This is a genomic window from Pedobacter hiemivivus, assembly GCF_004331685.1.
Classification (GTDB): Bacteria; Bacteroidota; Bacteroidia; order Sphingobacteriales; family Sphingobacteriaceae; genus Pedobacter; species Pedobacter hiemivivus.
Genome location: NZ_SJSM01000001.1, coordinates 44,535 through 60,729 on the forward strand (window position 1 = coordinate 44,535; position 16,195 = coordinate 60,729).

Below are 16,195 nucleotides of genomic sequence, written 5' to 3' on the forward strand. Positions count from 1 at the left end.
CTATTTTTAATCTCGCTGTTTCTAGAACAGGTTAAAATCCAATATTTAAACTCAATGCATAAGTACGTGGCGCAGGCACAGCTGTCCAGTCAGACGATAAGTAACTAATTCCCCTACTACGTTTACTTCCCCCTTGTGAATCGATCTGAGGTTCTATTCCGCCATAGTTGGTTGTAAGCCACAAATTGTTTCCAGTTATGGATACCACACAGTTCTTTAAAACACCATTACTTTGTTTTTTTGCCCATGCCCCCAGATCGTAAGAAAGCGTAAGGTTACTCAACCTAATAAAATCAGCCTTCTCAATAAAATTACCCCTTGGACCTGCATATTTAGACAGTTCATTTGCAGTGCTTATATAATCTGCCGTTCCCGGAGTCTGGGTGGCAAGCTGGGCTTTTAGATCTTCACTAGCCTTAAAATTCGTGCCCTGACTGGCTACATTCCTGTTGGAGATGTTGTATACTTTTGCGCCTTGCGAATAGGTGAACAAAGATTGCAAGTTCAGGTTATTAATCAACTGAAGATTAAAGCCAAAAGACCCGTGATAAGTTGGGAATGGTTTACCCAATACCTGTGGGCCACTTTCTTTTGCACCGGTATACACACCACCACTGTTAAAAATAGCACCTTCAGAAACACCAGTATAAAATGCAAACGCCGGTAATCCTTCACGGATCAAATTTACAGTATTGATAATATCACGGCCGCCAGAGTTAATTACTTTATTGGACTGATGGTTGAAGATCACAAACAGGTCTAAGCTGTGTTTCTGGTTGCTGCTCGTAAAAACCCTGCTGTTATAAGTAACCTCAATACCCTTACCTTTGATTTCACCTACATTCTCTGGATAATCGCCGCTTAAGCTAGATGGCCAGCCCAATGAAGGCAGTAACGTCGTGTATACAATCGCATCTCGGGTGTGCTGTTGATAATAAGTAAAACTTAAACGCTGTTTAAAAAAGCTGATGTCAGTTCCGATCTCAAATTCTCCTGTTCTTTCAGGTTTGATGTCGGGGTTCCCTTTTCTCAGTGGCCTAACCAACGTACCAAAAGATGAGTTCTCTACCAGATAAGCTGTCTGCGCATCATTCGGATAAGGCAAACGACCTGACTCTCCATAGGCAGCCCTTAATTTCCATTCGTCAATTTTTCCTTCTAAGAAACCGAAAGCCTTAACGTTATAAGCAACGCTTACTGTTGGGTACCAAATACTGGCTACATTCCTTCCGATCATGTTAGAAACATCCCTTCTTAAGCCGGCATTGATAAAAAGCTGGTCGTTATAACTAAGAAATGCCTCTCCATAAATACCATGGGTGCGTTTTTCAAATTTTGTATCCGTAGTACCTAGAATTTCAGCTGCTGATGAAATATTACTGATGCCTGGTACTGCGAAATTGCGTACACTGATACCATTTACGCGCTCTTTTGCCTCAGTCAGTTGAGAAAGCAGGGCTAAGTTAAGCTGCCATTTGCTATTCAGAACAAAATTGCGCGACAGTTTCACATCCCAGTTCAAGTTCTGGTTACGTCTATCACTAATCTGTTTGGTGCCTGTCTTGTTGGTGCCAACTAAATAGCCATATGGAAGATAGTTTAAACCATCTATGTAATTCAGGTCCAAACCGACAAGACTTTCCATTTTAATTTCAAATGGAAAAGTATAATTGAGTTTTAGGCTACCAGTAATACGGTCGTTCGTATAGCTTTTCTCAATCGATTTCCAGGCTTCTTCCGTTAAAAATGGCCATGGAGTTCGGTCGCGCATTAGGTTCCAGATAGCGTCATCTCGTCCCGATGCCGATTGAGGAATATTCAGTTTACCTTTTACATACCCCGCAGTAAAGGCAAGTTTAAACCGATCTTTTGTTAAGTCATAACCAGCACGAAAAGTTTGCCTGTTGTCCTTGTTACCAGGTATTGTACCCGAAGTTCTGTTCGAGTTGGCTGAAAAGAAAAGACTGTTCGACTGGTCAAGTTTTGCGGATAAATTAGCATAGAACTGATTCTGGACACCGCGAGCAAAGAAATCGTTCAATGCATCATTATTTACATACTGATCGTATTTGTTCGCGAGTTCACTAAAACCACCAGTATATTTTGCATTGATAGCTATCCCTTTTTTCCCGTTTAGGCCACGCTTTGTCTGGATAATCACCACACCATTGGCTGCCTCTGCTCCGTATGAAGCAGCAGCAGCAGGTCCCTTGATCACATCAATAGACGCAATATCATTCATCGGAAGATCGTTCAAGGCGCTCATGGCTTCCTGTGAAGAGTTCACGTCTGCCGTATTATTGTTGTTATAGCGAACCCCGTCAATAAAGATAAGCGGATCTCGCTCCATGCTGAAGGTGGCTGCCGAACGGATATCAAAACGGATGGGCATCCCCACTTTACCATTTGTATTGTATACCTGCGCTCCACTGATTCGCCCATTAACCAGATCGGCTAATGACGAAGGGTTGCTTTTAGCCACAATGGCGGCAGCGTCAATATGGTCAACATTTGTTCCGATAGCCTTCTTGCTCCTGGAGTTCGCCAAACTGGCCGTGATCATAATTTCATCCAGCGTAACACCCGCCTCCAGCTTTACATCAACATGCTGCCCGTCCTGAACTTTTGTAAACTGTCGCTGAAATGATTTATAACCAATCATTTTAACCACTAAAGTTTCGCCCGATCGAAGAACGATGCTGAATTTCCCTTCGGAGTCTGACATTGTGCCGCTTCCCGGCCGTTCCTTGATTAATATGCTGGCTCCTGGGACACTTGTTCCCGAGGCCTTATCCTGCACTGTACCCTCGATGCTTTGCGCATGTAAAGCAAAACAGGAGAGCATCATTATTACTAAAAGAGTAAAAAATTTATACATATGATTCCTTTAACATCCTCCCATCTATTTAGTTTTAGTCTAAATAAGAGACGGTCGCGCAAAGGTAATAATATCCTTATAATAGACAATAGCTGACTTTAAATAGATGCGACATTTTGTTGTTCGCCGTTTATTTGTTTAATCCTATATTTTTATTTATCGGGCAATACAATATTTAGCCCTAATTAGCATCTATATATGTGAGAGCGTTAATTTAGATGAAGCGGGAGTGGTCGGAGATCATTCCCGCTTTCTTATTTATATATCTTCCCAAACCAAATCATCCTCCAAAACTGCATAATGAAAATTATCTTTCCACTCTCCTCTTATTGGCAGAATTTTTCTTCTCATTCCCTCCTTCTGCATTCCTATTTTTTCAAGAACCCTGATAGATGCGATATTTTCTGTAGCCACGCCGGCCTCAATTCTATGGAGAAGTAATTTTTCAAAACCAAATTTTAAGACCAGAACTGCGGCCTCCGTAATGTATCCCTTGCCCCAATACTTAGGATGCAATTTAAACCACAGTTCGGCATTTTTAAACTTATTCAAGCCATTACTAAGCCCTATTAAGCCGATTGGCTCCTGATTAACTAATGACACGCAAAAACCATATTCTTTTCTAGGATTATGATGTTGCTGTTCCATATATTTTCTAAGATAATCTTTTGATTCATCTATGGACTCAGGTATATCAAGTGTGGCATACTTTTGAACTTCAGGATGTGAATGGATGACATGAATAAAATCTAAATCATCCTCATTCAGATCTCTAATGATCAAACGATCTGTCGTTAAAGCAATAATTTCAGACATATATTTAAACGCATATGCCGAATAATATAATCATTTTTAATATACTCAACATAAAAAAGGCCGTTCCCCTTCACATTCAGAAATAATTATTTAATATTGCTTAGGGCATTAAGAACCAACCAAACCCACAGTACCTTTTAAACCAAACCAACCAAATAGTATTAAATGCAATTAATAAGCAATCTTGATGATTTTGAACTCATGACCTTGCTCAAGGCGGATAACGAGTTGGCATTTGGCGAAATTTTCAAACGCTTCGATAGCTTGCTTTACATTTACGCTTATAAAAAACTGCAGAACTCTGAAGAAGCGAAAGACATTGTACAAGAGGTTTTTGTACACTTATGGAGAAACAGGAAAGATTTTGAGCTCAAAACCACATTACCAGGCTACCTCTATAAAGCTGTACTAAACAAGATATTGAATGTTATTGCCCGCAAACAATCCGAAACAAAATACATATCCTCACTTCAACACGCGATAGACTCAGATGCCCTCTCCGCCGATTTTTTAATCCGCGAAAAAGACATTACGATCTTAATTGAACGCGAAATAGCAGCACTTCCACCAAAAATGAGGGAAGTATTCGAACTCAGAAAAAATCAATACCTAAGCAACAGGGAAATTGCACAGCAATTAGGCATATCCGAACAAACCGTAGAGACACACATGAAAAGGGCACTCAAAATTTTAAGGACAAAACTCGGCATCCTGATCTATTTCTGCCACATCTTATAATTTTTTTCAATTACAGTACCCACTCGGGTATGGTTAGCTGTCTTTGCTATAATCGTCAGAGATTAAAGCGCTATAAACATGGAAAAAGACGCCAGAGAATTACTATTAAAATACCATCAAGGCCAGGCTACTGCGGAAGAAAAAGCTAGGCTTGAAAATTGGTTGCATAACTATAATGCCGAAATGGAGCATGGCCTTTCTGACGAACAGCTCGAACTTGCACATGAGCAAAACTGGGCAGCAGTTAAACCAAATACAAGCAAACCTTCCATTCCACTATGGAAAAAGCTTTCCGTTGCCGCTTCGATCCTACTCTGCCTTGGCCTCGCCTTTTATTTTTATCCTGCAGTTCGCCCTATCCCACAAGCTCAATCCGCAAAAACAAATCCTATAGCACCAGGTGGCAATAAAGCTTTCCTTACCCTTTCAAATGGTCAAAAAATCTCGCTCACTGATGCTACAAATGGAAAGCTTGCCGAACAATCCGGAATACAGATTACAAAAACCGCCACAGGCATGCTGGTGTATCAATTGACAGATCAGCCCAACCCATCAGGAAAAACCAGCTATAATACCATAGAAACGCCAAAGGGAGGGCAATATCAATTGATTTTACCAGATGGCTCTAAAGTATGGCTCAACGCGGCCTCTACACTTACATTTCCAACTAGTTTTGCCAGCCTAAAAACACGTAAAGTAGAGCTTATAGGAGAAGCTTATTTTGAAATCGCTAAAAACAAGACCAGTCCATTTATCGTAAAATCAGCCAAACAGGAAGTAAAAGTGCTGGGCACGCATTTCAACATCAATAGCTATGCGGATGAGCAAAGCACCACAACTACCCTTCTGGAAGGGTCTGTCAACATTGTAAGCCTAAATAAAGCAGAGAACGTCATTCTAAAACCAGGTCAACAATCAACTTTAAATAACAACAAGATCAACGTTACTGAAATAAATACCGAAGAGGCCATCGCATGGAAAAACGGACTTTTCATTTTTAACGATGAAAACATCAAAAGCATCATGAAAAAGATTGCAAGATGGTATAACGTAGAGATCACTTTCAAAGGCAACCTGGATCATGTTTCTTTTGTAGGAAATTATGCACGCAACAAAGACCTCGAAAGCCTACTAGAAAATATAGAATTAACCGAAAAAGTCCAATTTAAAATCGAAGGAAGGAGGATCGAAGTTATAGCTAAATAAGTACTTATGATATCCTGAAAACCGGAAGTGTTTAGACCACTCCCGGCTTCATTTAGCTTTTAAAGGCTATAGGATACCTAATCAATTGAACGACAACCAAATATTAATCCTAACCAAATGTATGAAAATTTTACTGAACTTACGTCCAGGAACACGACCTCCTGTGCGCTAAGGTTTCTGGCACTTGTACACCCGCTAAGCAGGTTTTACAAGACAGAAAAAACTAAATGGGTACTCCGAATGAAACTGACCATTGCTTTTTTGCTTATTGCTTTTTTACAAGTCAATGCGGCAAGCTATGCGCAAAAAGCCAGCCTAAATGTAAAAAACACGCCGATAAAAGAAGTCTTCTCCCTACTCACCAAACAAACCGGATATAACTTTATATGCGATGCCGGGTTGATAAAAGAGCTGGGGCCGGTGACTATAAATATGCGGCAGGCTTCCTTAAAAGAGATATTGGATAAATGCTTTTCTGAACGCGATGTCGAAATTCTTTTTAGAAGCGGACAAACCGTAGTCATCAGAAAAAAAAACACAGCTCCTGTAGAAATCCAGGTCAGCGCAGCTATTCCTATAACAGGAAAAGTGACCGACGAGAAAGGTCTTCCGCTACCAGGTGTGAGCGTAAAAACAAAAAACACTTCCAATACCTTTGTAACAGACGCGAACGGTAATTACAAGATCCTTGTCGCCGATCAAAACGATTATCTGATGTTCTCTTATGTAGGTTTTACGACTTATGAGATCCAGGTAAAAGACAGCAAAACCATAAACGTCATATTAAAAGAGCAGAAAAATGCACTGGAGGAAGTTCTCGTAATTGGGTATGGAGAACAATCAAAAAAGAAAGTATCCACAGCCATTTCAAGGGTCGAAGGCAAGTTTATCGGTATACAACCTGTTTCTACACCTGGAGAAGCGCTAGCAGGTCTTGTTTCAGGTGTACAGGTCCAGTCGGGTCGTGGAGGATATCCCGGTGAAGCCCCAACCATTAGAATCAGGGGAATAGGCTCTTTAGGAACTGACAGCGACCCGTTGTATGTGGTCGACGGTTATCCCTTGCAGGAATCAACTCAGTTTAACCTGATCAATCCGGCCGATATTGAATCCATAGATATTTTAAAAGATGCTGCTTCAGCAGCAATTTATGGTTCAAGGGCTGCGAATGGCGTAGTTATCGTGACTACGAAACGCGGCAAGGCCGGCAAAACCAGCTTTACCGTATCCGCATATACCGGTGTACAAAATGTGGCAAAAAAAGTGGATCTGCTTAACCGCGACCAGTACATTGAATATGCAAAATATGCCGCCCGGATGAGAAGCATCACTTATCCAACAATTTTTGATACAAACCCGCAAAGCCTGCCAGATGTAGATTGGCAGGATGTTATATTTAGGCAGGCGCCAATCTCTGATTTTCAAATCTCAGCCAGAGGCGGGTCTGAAAAGACCAGATACTCCATTTCTGGTGGATATTTCAAACAGGATGGAACAATGATCGGGACTACGTACGACCGCTATAATATCCGTTTTAATATGGATGCAGACCTGAGTCCGAAATTAAGAATCGGCATTTCCATGGCTCCCTCCTTTTCTCAGCAGTTCAGACAACCCGCCGGAGGTCAATTTAGTGAAGCCTCTGCTGGTGAAACCACCGGAGCCAGAGCCCTTCCGAGTCCAATCCACTCTGCCGTATTGATGCCCCCTGTTGTCCCGGTTTATGCTGCTGACGGCGATTACGCACAAGGTTACCGCGGTCTAAAAAACTCTGCAAATGGTGTATTTTTTCAAGCAGCGCTTTACAACCCACTAGGCGTTCTGGAATTGTATAAAAACCGACTGCGAAAATACCGTATTCTGGGCAATAACTTCATTGAATACGAACCGATTAAAGACTTAAAATTCAAAACCTCTATTGGGGCAACGCTCAACATGAACGATCAGTATGCTTACATCCCGGCTACCTTAGCCAATGGAAGTGCGCCTGCGGCCAGTTTAGCCAATCCAATCATGACTCAAATTTTCTCTTCTGAAACGCAGTCTACCGTGTTAGACTGGCTTTGGGAGAACACCATATCCTATAATAAAACTATTGGAGGCAACCATAATCTAAGTGCACTCCTACTCTACTCCCTTCAAAAATACCAGGCAAAATCAACCGGTGTAAATGGTAGATCAGGCACCTATACTACCGCCTTGCTCGAAAACCCATTGGCCTCTTCAGATCTTGTAGGCTCGCTAGCTTACAGTCAGAATTCATTCCTTTCCCTTGGTGGAAGGATAAACTATGATTACAAAGGCAAGTATATTTTATCTGCTGCACTACGTCAGGACGGCTCCTCCCGTTTTGGTCCAAATAACCGGTTTGCGATGTTCCCTTCTGTATCCGGTGCCTGGCGCATCACACAGGAAAACTTTATGCAGCCAGTAAAAAATGTGCTCAATGAACTAAAGGTCCGCGCGAGTTATGGAGAAACTGGAAATGCCAATATTGGTGATTTTACCTGGTCCAACAATATCATTAATCGCGATTACGGCTTCGGCTCACAGCGTACCTATGGCTCAGCACAATCTGGCTTTGCCAATTACAACTTAACATGGGAGAAGAACCGTCAGGTAGATTTTGGATTAGAAGCCGGTTTTCTAAATGATAAATACAGTCTTTCCGTTGATTATTACTCCCGTCATACAGAAGGTATGTTGTTTCAAAAAGATCTGCCAAGTATAATCGGCTATGCCACCTCTTTTCGCACCAACCTTGGAAAACTAAGTAATCGCGGCTTTGAAATTAGTGGAAAAGCCAATTTCAATCTGGGCGCCTTAAAATGGACTGTAGATGCCAATGTTTCGGCCAACCGGACTAAAGTTGATGACCTCGGCGGCCCTTCCTCACTTCCTGCAAAGGCAGCGATTTTTGGATGGGACAATGTATTCCAGGTTAAAGTTGGTGATCCGCTGGGCTTGATGCGAGGCTACCAGGTAGAAGGCATTTTTAAAAACACGGCCGACCTGGGCAAATACCCACAATGGGTTACCGGCAATAAAGTGGGCGACTGGATCATTAAAGACCAGAACAATGATGGCAAAATTGACGAGCAGGATATGGCTGTAGTTGGACATGGTTTTCCAGATTTCGTTTACGGCTTATCCAGTACTTTTCAATATAAAAACTTCGACCTCTCGCTCATCGTACAGGGTGTTCAAGGCGTAAATGTGATTAACGGTAATATCCGTCACCAATTTGGTGTGCACAATGTCAATTCAAGTCCTACTTATTTTAACAATATGTTCGACAGCCAGAATCCAGACAGAGATGTTGAATATCCGGCGCCCTTAGCTTCAGGCGTAACACCATTAAACAACTTAACCAATAAAGCCGTTTCAGACGCCTCATTTTTACGCATCCGTAACCTGACCATTGGCTATAGACTTCCGGCTGGTTTATTAAAAAGCATTAAAATGCGGACCGTCCGCTTCTACGCTACTGGCCAAAACCTGCTCACATTTACCAAATACAACTGGTACAATCCCGAAACCAGTGTTACCAGTGTTACCGATGATTCGGTGTACCGTCCAGGTGTAGATCAGGGAACGTATCCCGCTAACCGGGTCTTTATTTTCGGGATCAATGTAGGTTTTTAACCATTTTTCAAATCTCTTTAAAACTAAAATTATGGATCGTTATCTTTCTAACATATATAAAACCCTCCTCGCAGGGATGATCATCATAACAGGAGGTTGCGGAAAGGGTTTCGTAGACCTCAGCCCGCAGCATGTAATTGATGTTGGCAATTATTACAAGACAGAAGCCGATATCCGTGCTGTACTGACTGGAGCTTATGGCAACCTTAGAGAAATTTATAATGCCTACTGGATCTATACCGAACTACCATCCGATAACACACAGGTATTTTCAGAGAATGAAGGTAGCTATGGAGAGTTCGATTGGCTAACCTATCGTTCTACAGGAGGAGTTTCAGGCCCATGGAACCAGTCCTACCGCACCATAGCCGCCACAAATATTATTCTTGAGCGCATAGAAAATGTAACCATTGCCGCAGCCCTTAAAGACCAGTACATCGGCGAAGCTAAATTTTTACGTGCCCTGATGTATTTTAATATGGTCAGATTCTATGGTGATGCCCCCCTTGTCTTAAAAGAATTAAAGACAGAAGAAGAAGCCTATACTTATAAACGAAGTCCGGCCAATGAGGTATATCTGCAAATAGAAAAAGACCTTAAAGATGCACAAATCCTGTTGCCTCCTAAATTTACAGGGGTAAACGTAGGCCGTGCGACTAGTGGCGCAGCTAAGGCTCTACTGGGCAAGGTATATCTACAACAGAAGAAATGGCCAGAAGCAGAAGCCATACTCGAACAGGTCATTCCTGCTTATACTTTCGAACCAAATTTAGCTAAGCTTTTCGGGCTCGGAAATGACAACAACTCGGAAGCTATTTTCTCTGTTCAGTACATTTCAGGAGGTGTAGGTCTGGGTAATTCATTTGCTTATTCTTTTGCACCTCAAAAATCAGGAACTTCAATTGTAGCCTTAGGTGCAACGAGCAACAACACTGGTACTCAGGATCTATACGATGCCTTTGAAAGCACTGATTTACGTAAGACAGCTTATCTGGGTGTATTTAAAGATGGTACCAATCCAAAGATCTATTATTGGGCGAAGAAATTTGTATACAGCGTACCTATTTTAAATGAAGGCGAAACCGACTGGCCAGTTCTACGTTATGCAGATGTTTTATTGATGTATGCCGAAGCGCTTAACCAGAACGACAAAACAGGCGATGCCTTAACCTATGTCAGCAAAACCCGGGTAAGGGCAAATTTACCTGCACTTTCGGGTCTGTCAAAAGCAGATACGCAATTGGCCATAGAAAAAGAACGTAGGCTTGAGCTTTGCTTTGAAGGGCACCGTTGGCACGACCTTATCCGATGGGGTAAAGAAGTGAGCACCATGCAAGCCTTCAAAACCAAATACCTCTCTATCGATCCAAGGCTGTCCAACATGAGCATCACGGGCGATAGGAAATTGTACCCTGTCCCTTACCGCGAGATCAACCTTAATCCGCTTTTACTCCCTCAAAACCAGGGATACTAGTCTGCAAATCCTAAATTGATTTAAATGAACCCGACATGATTAAAATAATTATTAAGACCACGAGGGCAATAATTATTTTAACCATCAAAGGCTCCATCTGACAACTAAAAAACAAAAAATTAAATAGATGAACTACACATATATAGCTATTTTAATCCTGTTCCTTTTTACTTCATGGAAGCCCAAAAAGGAATATGATGTGCTGGTTTACGGCGCTACACCTGCGGGCATTACTGCAGCTGTAGCGGCCGCCCGCGAAGGGAAATCCGTTGTCATGATCGAACCACTGCCTATTGCCGGTGGTATGATGAGCGGTGGCCTTGGCTTTAGTGATTCCAACCAGATGTTCAGGGAAACCTTAGGTGGTCTTTTCGAAGAATTTCACAAGCGTGTAGAAGCAGTTTACGCAAAAAGAGGCGTACAGCTCAATTATCGGGTGGATGAAAAAGACACTAAATTCTGGACCTATGAGCCCCATGTGGCAGAGCTTGTTTTCCATACCATGTTAAAAGAAGCCGGAGTACAGGTTGTGCTTAATGAAACCTTAAAATCTGCAAAATTAAAAGATAAGGCTATCCAAAGTCTTAAAATGAGATCGGGCAAAGAGTTTTCGGGCAAAATGTTTATCGATGCCAGTTATGAGGGTGACCTGATGGCGGCCGCAGGTGTGAGTTACAAGGTAGGCCGTGAAGGTCGAGATGAGTTTGGAGAATCTTTTGCCGGTGCCGTTTATCAGAAGAAAGCAGTAGGTGTAATTTCATCAGATCAGAACAAAAAACCCCTGCCTTTAATCACCGGGACAACTGTTACGCCAGAAGGACAAGGCGATCATCGGATTATGACTTACAGCTTCCGCCTATGTCTATCTGAAGATCCAGCAAACCGGGTTCCGTTTAAAAAACCTGCGGGTTACAACCCAGATCAATACGAACTATTCAGACGCTTTTACAAAGCAGCGCCCAAAACCGGTATCCCCTTCGACCTTTATCCTATTCCCGGAAATAAGCTCGATGGCAATAATGGCATCGGGGCACAGCTGTCTACAGGTTTAGTGGGCGAAAACTGGGACTACCCGGATGCAAACCCAAAACGCAGACAAGAAATATGGAAACATCATCGCGATTATACCGAAGGTCTGCTCTATTTTCTGATGACCGATCCTGCGGTTCCAGAAGCCGTAAGGGAACGGATGAAAAACCTGGGCTATGCAAAAGACGAATTTGCTAGGTACGGCTATTTTCCACCGGTGCTGTATGTGAGAGAAGCCAGGCGCATGGTTGGCGACTATTTTTTAACCCAGAAAGACATACTGGAAACTAAAGAAAAGCCCGATCCAATTGGAATTGGCTCCTTTCCTATTGATTCGCACGACTGCCAACGGATTTTAACTCCAGGCGGTGGCTTCATCAACGAAGGAACCATCTTTCCTGCCAAAACACGCATTGAAGGCCGAGGCATCGCCTACCAGATCCCATACAGAAGCATTACGCCAAAAGCCACTGAATGCACAAATCTCCTGGTCCCCGTATGCCTATCTTCCTCACATGTAGCTTTTTCATCTTTAAGGGTCGAACCGGCCTGGATGGTGATGGGCGAAAGTGCTGGAATAGCTGCTGCAATAGCGATTGAGGAAAAAGTAACTGTACAAAAAATAAGTCTGCCTAAACTAACCGAACGTTTAAAAGCCAAACGTCAAATATTAACCCTTTTAGCTAAATAGACCCATGAAATATAACATATTGATGGCTATCTTATTGATAGCCGGGCTAAGCTCATGCCAAAAAATGGCCGAATTACAACCAGAAAGCTTAACAGATAGCCTCAACCATATCCCCTATTTAACCATCGCTCAACTCAGAAACGGTGCCGCAGATCAACACGATATTGTATACATAAATGACGGACTTCGCTCCGGAACTTTTCAGTACGATGCAACTGATACCAGTACCGCCGATGATGGCTCCATGGTGCTTGTCAGCGGTTCAAGAAGATACAAACGCGAATCTAACTTTGTCACCCTCGAAATGTTCGGTGCCAAAGGCGATTACAACTATCTCAATAAAACCGGATCAGATGATACTGAGGCCATACAAAAGGCTTTAAATTATTGTTCCAAAAGCGGCACAGAGATCAAATTGCTGGCAGGAAAAAAATACCTTACCCACACCCTTTACCTCTATAAAGACAGTGTAAAAAACCCAGGCTATCAATCCAGGCCGGGAAGAGTAAAAATCACCGGACAAGCGGGTGGAATAGCGACAGGCGATCTGGAACCTCAGGGTGCCGGCTTTGTCCATGTAAACAATGAAACAGCCAACCTGATTGAATGCATCGGTTTCTTTTCCATCTCAAGTCCAACAACTATGGGCGGCCAGATTGATTTCGAAAACGTTAATTTCATGGGCGGTAACAAAACCACCAATGTGCTTTATTTTGAGTCAAGTCAGGGACAGATCTACATGAGCAATTACACCGTTCAAATCAACAATCCAACTGGAAATGGAATCACGGAAGTCACCACCTGGGAAACTGAGCACCATAATGGACTAATTCGCGGACAGGCATCAGGCAATGGAAACTGGACCGGTATCGGACTAAACATCAAGTCGAATGAATCCCCTGGTCAAACCAACATGAAGATTTACAGCAATGTAAACGTATATAAATGTGGCTACGGCATAAGGATCGGCAGGAGAAATGCAAGTGTAGGCACTATCGGACCTTTAAATTTTATCGGTGGACAGGTCAGCCTTTCCGACCAACACAATATGTGGTTAGATGGTGGGGTTTATAACCTGGTATCCACAGGGCAGCAATTTGAAGGGTCCAGACTTTGCGCGGTGCTGATCGATTCTGATGGGGCTAATGATTTGCCAAGGAATATAAAATTCACGAACACTTATTTCACCGGGGGTGGAAGAATCGAGGATGGTAGTAATGACAGCTATGCCGTACACGTTAAAGACGGAGTTGGAGTCGAATTTGACAGTCCTTTATTTAATAACCTGGGGAATGGCATTGTCTTTAACAAAGCTGCAACCCAAGGCCTGGTTATTCGCAGGCCAGTAGTAAGAACAGTTAGAACATACGGGGCAACCACTGGCACTTTTATCAATGCTTATGGTAACAATGTGGCCAGTAACCGACTTACCCTCGAAGATCCATTGTTTAATCAGGCTCCTTCCGTTTATGTGACCGACGCAGCTTTAAGCGCCTTCTTGACCACATCAGCCGGAGGACGTCTTTCTGTTGGAAATAATGCATCGGTAGTTTCCTGTGGATTAGGAGCAGGTACTTTACAGGCGGCTCAAATACTAAACTTTAACAACACAGCAGCCACAACAATAACCAGCATCACTGGCGGACAACTGTTCCGGGAATTGCTGCTTACGTTTAGTAATTCGCTAACCAAAATAGAGAACAATGCAACCATTAAATTGGCTAACGACACTGATTTCACCAGCACTTCCCGCTCCACATTAAAATTAATCTGGGTTGGAACGTACTGGCAGGAAATTTCAAGAAGCTAATCCATCATTTAATCATTAAAATCATATGGCATATTATTCAAAATATAACAGCGCTAAGCTGATTGCGGTACTGCTGATCTCCTGGGTCAGCAGTACCGCACAAAAACCCAGCTTAATTCAAGACCAGCTAAAGCCAGCCATTTCAGCGCAGATCCAAGGCTTTGCAGGTCAAGAATTTGGCAATGCTTATACAAACCGTATACTCGCTCAAGACGCGGACCGTTTAATTGAACCTTTCAAAAACCGTACGGAAACACGCTGCTGGCAATCTGAATTCTGGGGAAAATGGTTTACTTCAGCCGTTCTCGCTTACAAATATCGCCCAGAGCCCCAACTTAAAGCCATACTCGATCAATCAGTAGCAAAACTCATGGCCACTCAAAGCCCCGATGGATACATCGGTAACTATACCGAAAAGGCACAATTGGAGCAATGGGATATCTGGGGAAGGAAATATTGTCTATTAGGCTTGCTGTCCTATTACGACCTAACGCATGATTCTAAAACTTTAAAAGCAGCTAAAGCGCTGGCAGATCATTTGATAAAAGAACTGGGCGACCGTAAGGTCAGCATTGTAAAAAAAGGCAACCATCGGGGCATGGCGGCAACTTCTATACTAGAACCTATTTGCCTTTTGTACTGCCGTACCGGAGAAAAACGTTACCTGGATTTTGCAGAAGAGATTGTAGCGCAATGGGAATCAGAAGGCGGTCCCATGCTGATCGCCAAATCGGATACCGATGTGGCAAAACGATTTCCAAAACCAGCACATTGGTTTGGTTGGGAACAAGGCCAGAAAGCTTATGAAATGATGTCCTGCTACGAAGGTTTACTGGAATTGTATCGCTTAACAGCCAAACCGGAATATAAAGCAGCCGTCGAAAAAACATGGGCGAACATTCAAAAAACTGAGATTAACATTGCCGGCTCAGGCTCAAGTGTAGAGTGCTGGTTTGGCGGCAAAGATGCCCAGGCCCTACCGATCAATCACTACCAGGAAACCTGTGTAACTGCTACCTGGATCAAGCTAAGTCAGCAGCTGCTTAAGCTTACTGCAGATTCGAAATATGCAGATGCCATTGAGCAAACCTTTTACAATGCACTTTTGGGCGCAATGAAACCCGATGGTAGCGACTGGGCTAAGTACAGTCCGCTGGCAGGCCATAGACTAGAGGGCGGAGAACAATGCGACATGGGCTTAAACTGTTGTGTGGCAAGTGGGCCGAGGGGTTTGTTTACCTTACCACTCACGGGAGTAATGAGCAGTACCACGGGGCTGCAGGTTAATTTTTTTATGCCTGGTACTTATCAACTTCGTACTCCTAAAGGCCAAGCTGTCGAACTGATCCAGCAAACAGATTACCCAGTTTCGGGCAAAGTAACTTTTAAAATAAACGTAAAGAAGCCAGAATCATTTGCGCTGGGCATACGCATTCCGGCCTGGAGCAAACAAAACCGTATACTGGTCAACGGCAAAACTATCGACGGTATTGTTCCGGGTAAGTATATGGAAATTACCCGGACCTGGACCAGCACAGACATCATCAGTCTTGAATTGGATATGCAGGGAAAGCTCATTTACATGGGCGAAAAATCAGAACATTTTGCCATTATTCGTGGCCCTATTACACTTGCAAGAGATCTACGCTTGGGCGGCCCCAATATAGATGATGCCCTTACTCCCATCGCGGATAAAGATGGATTTGTAGACCTGCAGCCTGTCGGGACGAGCAGCGAAGGTTTTTGGATGAAATTCAAGACTATGTTTAAAACTGAATCACATAAGGAAGGACCAAATGAACCTATTTCTGTATTATTGTGTGATTATGCTTCTGCCGGAAATACCAACACTGAGGCTTCACGCTTCAGGGTATGGCTTCCAAAATTGATTGACCCTAGAAATTAAAA

General features: G+C 42.9%; 9 protein-coding genes. 7 read left to right on the top strand and 2 right to left on the bottom strand.

What is annotated here, in order from left to right; all coding sequences use genetic code 11:
* Nucleotides 1–31: 31 nt before the first annotated feature.
* Together EZ444_RS00215 and EZ444_RS00220 are read right to left on the bottom strand one after the other, a co-directional pair.
* Nucleotides 32–2,878 (bottom strand): TonB-dependent receptor domain-containing protein, encoded by a 2,847-nt coding sequence (locus EZ444_RS00215; RefSeq protein ID WP_131606064.1) that lies wholly within the window; start codon nucleotides 2,876–2,878, stop codon nucleotides 32–34.
* 258 nt (nucleotides 2,879–3,136) lie between these two features.
* Entirely contained in the window at nucleotides 3,137–3,694 is a 558-nt protein-coding gene (locus EZ444_RS00220) for a GNAT family N-acetyltransferase (RefSeq protein ID WP_131606066.1), read from the bottom strand.
* A 165-nt stretch (nucleotides 3,695–3,859) separates the two neighbouring features.
* On the opposite strand from EZ444_RS00220, the gene EZ444_RS00225 reads away from it, so the two are divergent.
* The 7 genes from EZ444_RS00225 (at nucleotide 3,860) to EZ444_RS00255 (ending at nucleotide 16,193) form a co-directional block, all read left to right on the top strand.
* Nucleotides 3,860–4,432 (top strand): RNA polymerase sigma factor, encoded by a 573-nt coding sequence (locus EZ444_RS00225; protein ID WP_131606068.1) that lies wholly within the window; start codon nucleotides 3,860–3,862, stop codon nucleotides 4,430–4,432.
* Nucleotides 4,433–4,510: 78 nt separating this feature from the next.
* The gene (locus EZ444_RS00230) at nucleotides 4,511–5,638 is read left to right on the top strand and encodes a FecR family protein (RefSeq protein ID WP_131606070.1); all 1,128 of its coding nucleotides are present in this window, start codon (nucleotides 4,511–4,513) and stop codon (nucleotides 5,636–5,638) included.
* A 117-nt stretch (nucleotides 5,639–5,755) separates the two neighbouring features.
* Complete coding sequence (locus tag EZ444_RS00235; RefSeq protein ID WP_131606072.1) at nucleotides 5,756–9,283, top strand: SusC/RagA family TonB-linked outer membrane protein; 3,528 nt, start codon at nucleotides 5,756–5,758, stop codon at nucleotides 9,281–9,283.
* Between the two features lie 31 nt (nucleotides 9,284–9,314).
* On the top strand, nucleotides 9,315–10,757 hold the full coding sequence (locus EZ444_RS00240) for a RagB/SusD family nutrient uptake outer membrane protein (RefSeq protein ID WP_131606074.1): 1,443 nt from the start codon (nucleotides 9,315–9,317) through the stop codon (nucleotides 10,755–10,757).
* A gap of 127 nt (nucleotides 10,758–10,884) precedes the next feature.
* The gene (locus EZ444_RS00245) at nucleotides 10,885–12,477 is read left to right on the top strand and encodes an FAD-dependent oxidoreductase (protein WP_131606076.1); all 1,593 of its coding nucleotides are present in this window, start codon (nucleotides 10,885–10,887) and stop codon (nucleotides 12,475–12,477) included.
* Nucleotides 12,478–12,481: 4 nt separating this feature from the next.
* On the top strand, nucleotides 12,482–14,287 hold the full coding sequence (locus EZ444_RS00250; protein ID WP_131606078.1) for a hypothetical protein: 1,806 nt from the start codon (nucleotides 12,482–12,484) through the stop codon (nucleotides 14,285–14,287).
* A 25-nt stretch (nucleotides 14,288–14,312) separates the two neighbouring features.
* Nucleotides 14,313–16,193 carry a glycoside hydrolase family 127 protein gene (locus EZ444_RS00255; RefSeq protein WP_131606080.1) on the top strand — a complete coding sequence of 627 codons (1,881 nt, stop codon included), beginning with the start codon at nucleotides 14,313–14,315 and terminating at the stop codon, nucleotides 16,191–16,193.
* The last annotated feature ends 2 nt before the right edge of the window (nucleotides 16,194–16,195 follow it).

What these genes read in the sequence shown, in the direction of transcription:
- EZ444_RS00215 (WP_131606064.1), bottom strand. Translation starts at nt 2,878, where the DNA reads ATGTATAAATTTTTTACTCTTTTAGTAATAATGATGCTCTCCTGTTTT.
- EZ444_RS00220 (WP_131606066.1), bottom strand. Translation starts at nt 3,694, where the DNA reads ATGTCTGAAATTATTGCTTTAACGACAGATCGTTTGATCATTAGAGAT.
- EZ444_RS00225 (WP_131606068.1), top strand. Translation starts at nt 3,860, where the DNA reads ATGCAATTAATAAGCAATCTTGATGATTTTGAACTCATGACCTTGCTC.
- EZ444_RS00230 (WP_131606070.1), top strand. Translation starts at nt 4,511, where the DNA reads ATGGAAAAAGACGCCAGAGAATTACTATTAAAATACCATCAAGGCCAG.
- EZ444_RS00235 (WP_131606072.1), top strand. Translation starts at nt 5,756, where the DNA reads ATGTATGAAAATTTTACTGAACTTACGTCCAGGAACACGACCTCCTGT.
- EZ444_RS00240 (WP_131606074.1), top strand. Translation starts at nt 9,315, where the DNA reads ATGGATCGTTATCTTTCTAACATATATAAAACCCTCCTCGCAGGGATG.
- EZ444_RS00245 (WP_131606076.1), top strand. Translation starts at nt 10,885, where the DNA reads ATGAACTACACATATATAGCTATTTTAATCCTGTTCCTTTTTACTTCA.
- EZ444_RS00250 (WP_131606078.1), top strand. Translation starts at nt 12,482, where the DNA reads ATGAAATATAACATATTGATGGCTATCTTATTGATAGCCGGGCTAAGC.
- EZ444_RS00255 (WP_131606080.1), top strand. Translation starts at nt 14,313, where the DNA reads ATGGCATATTATTCAAAATATAACAGCGCTAAGCTGATTGCGGTACTG.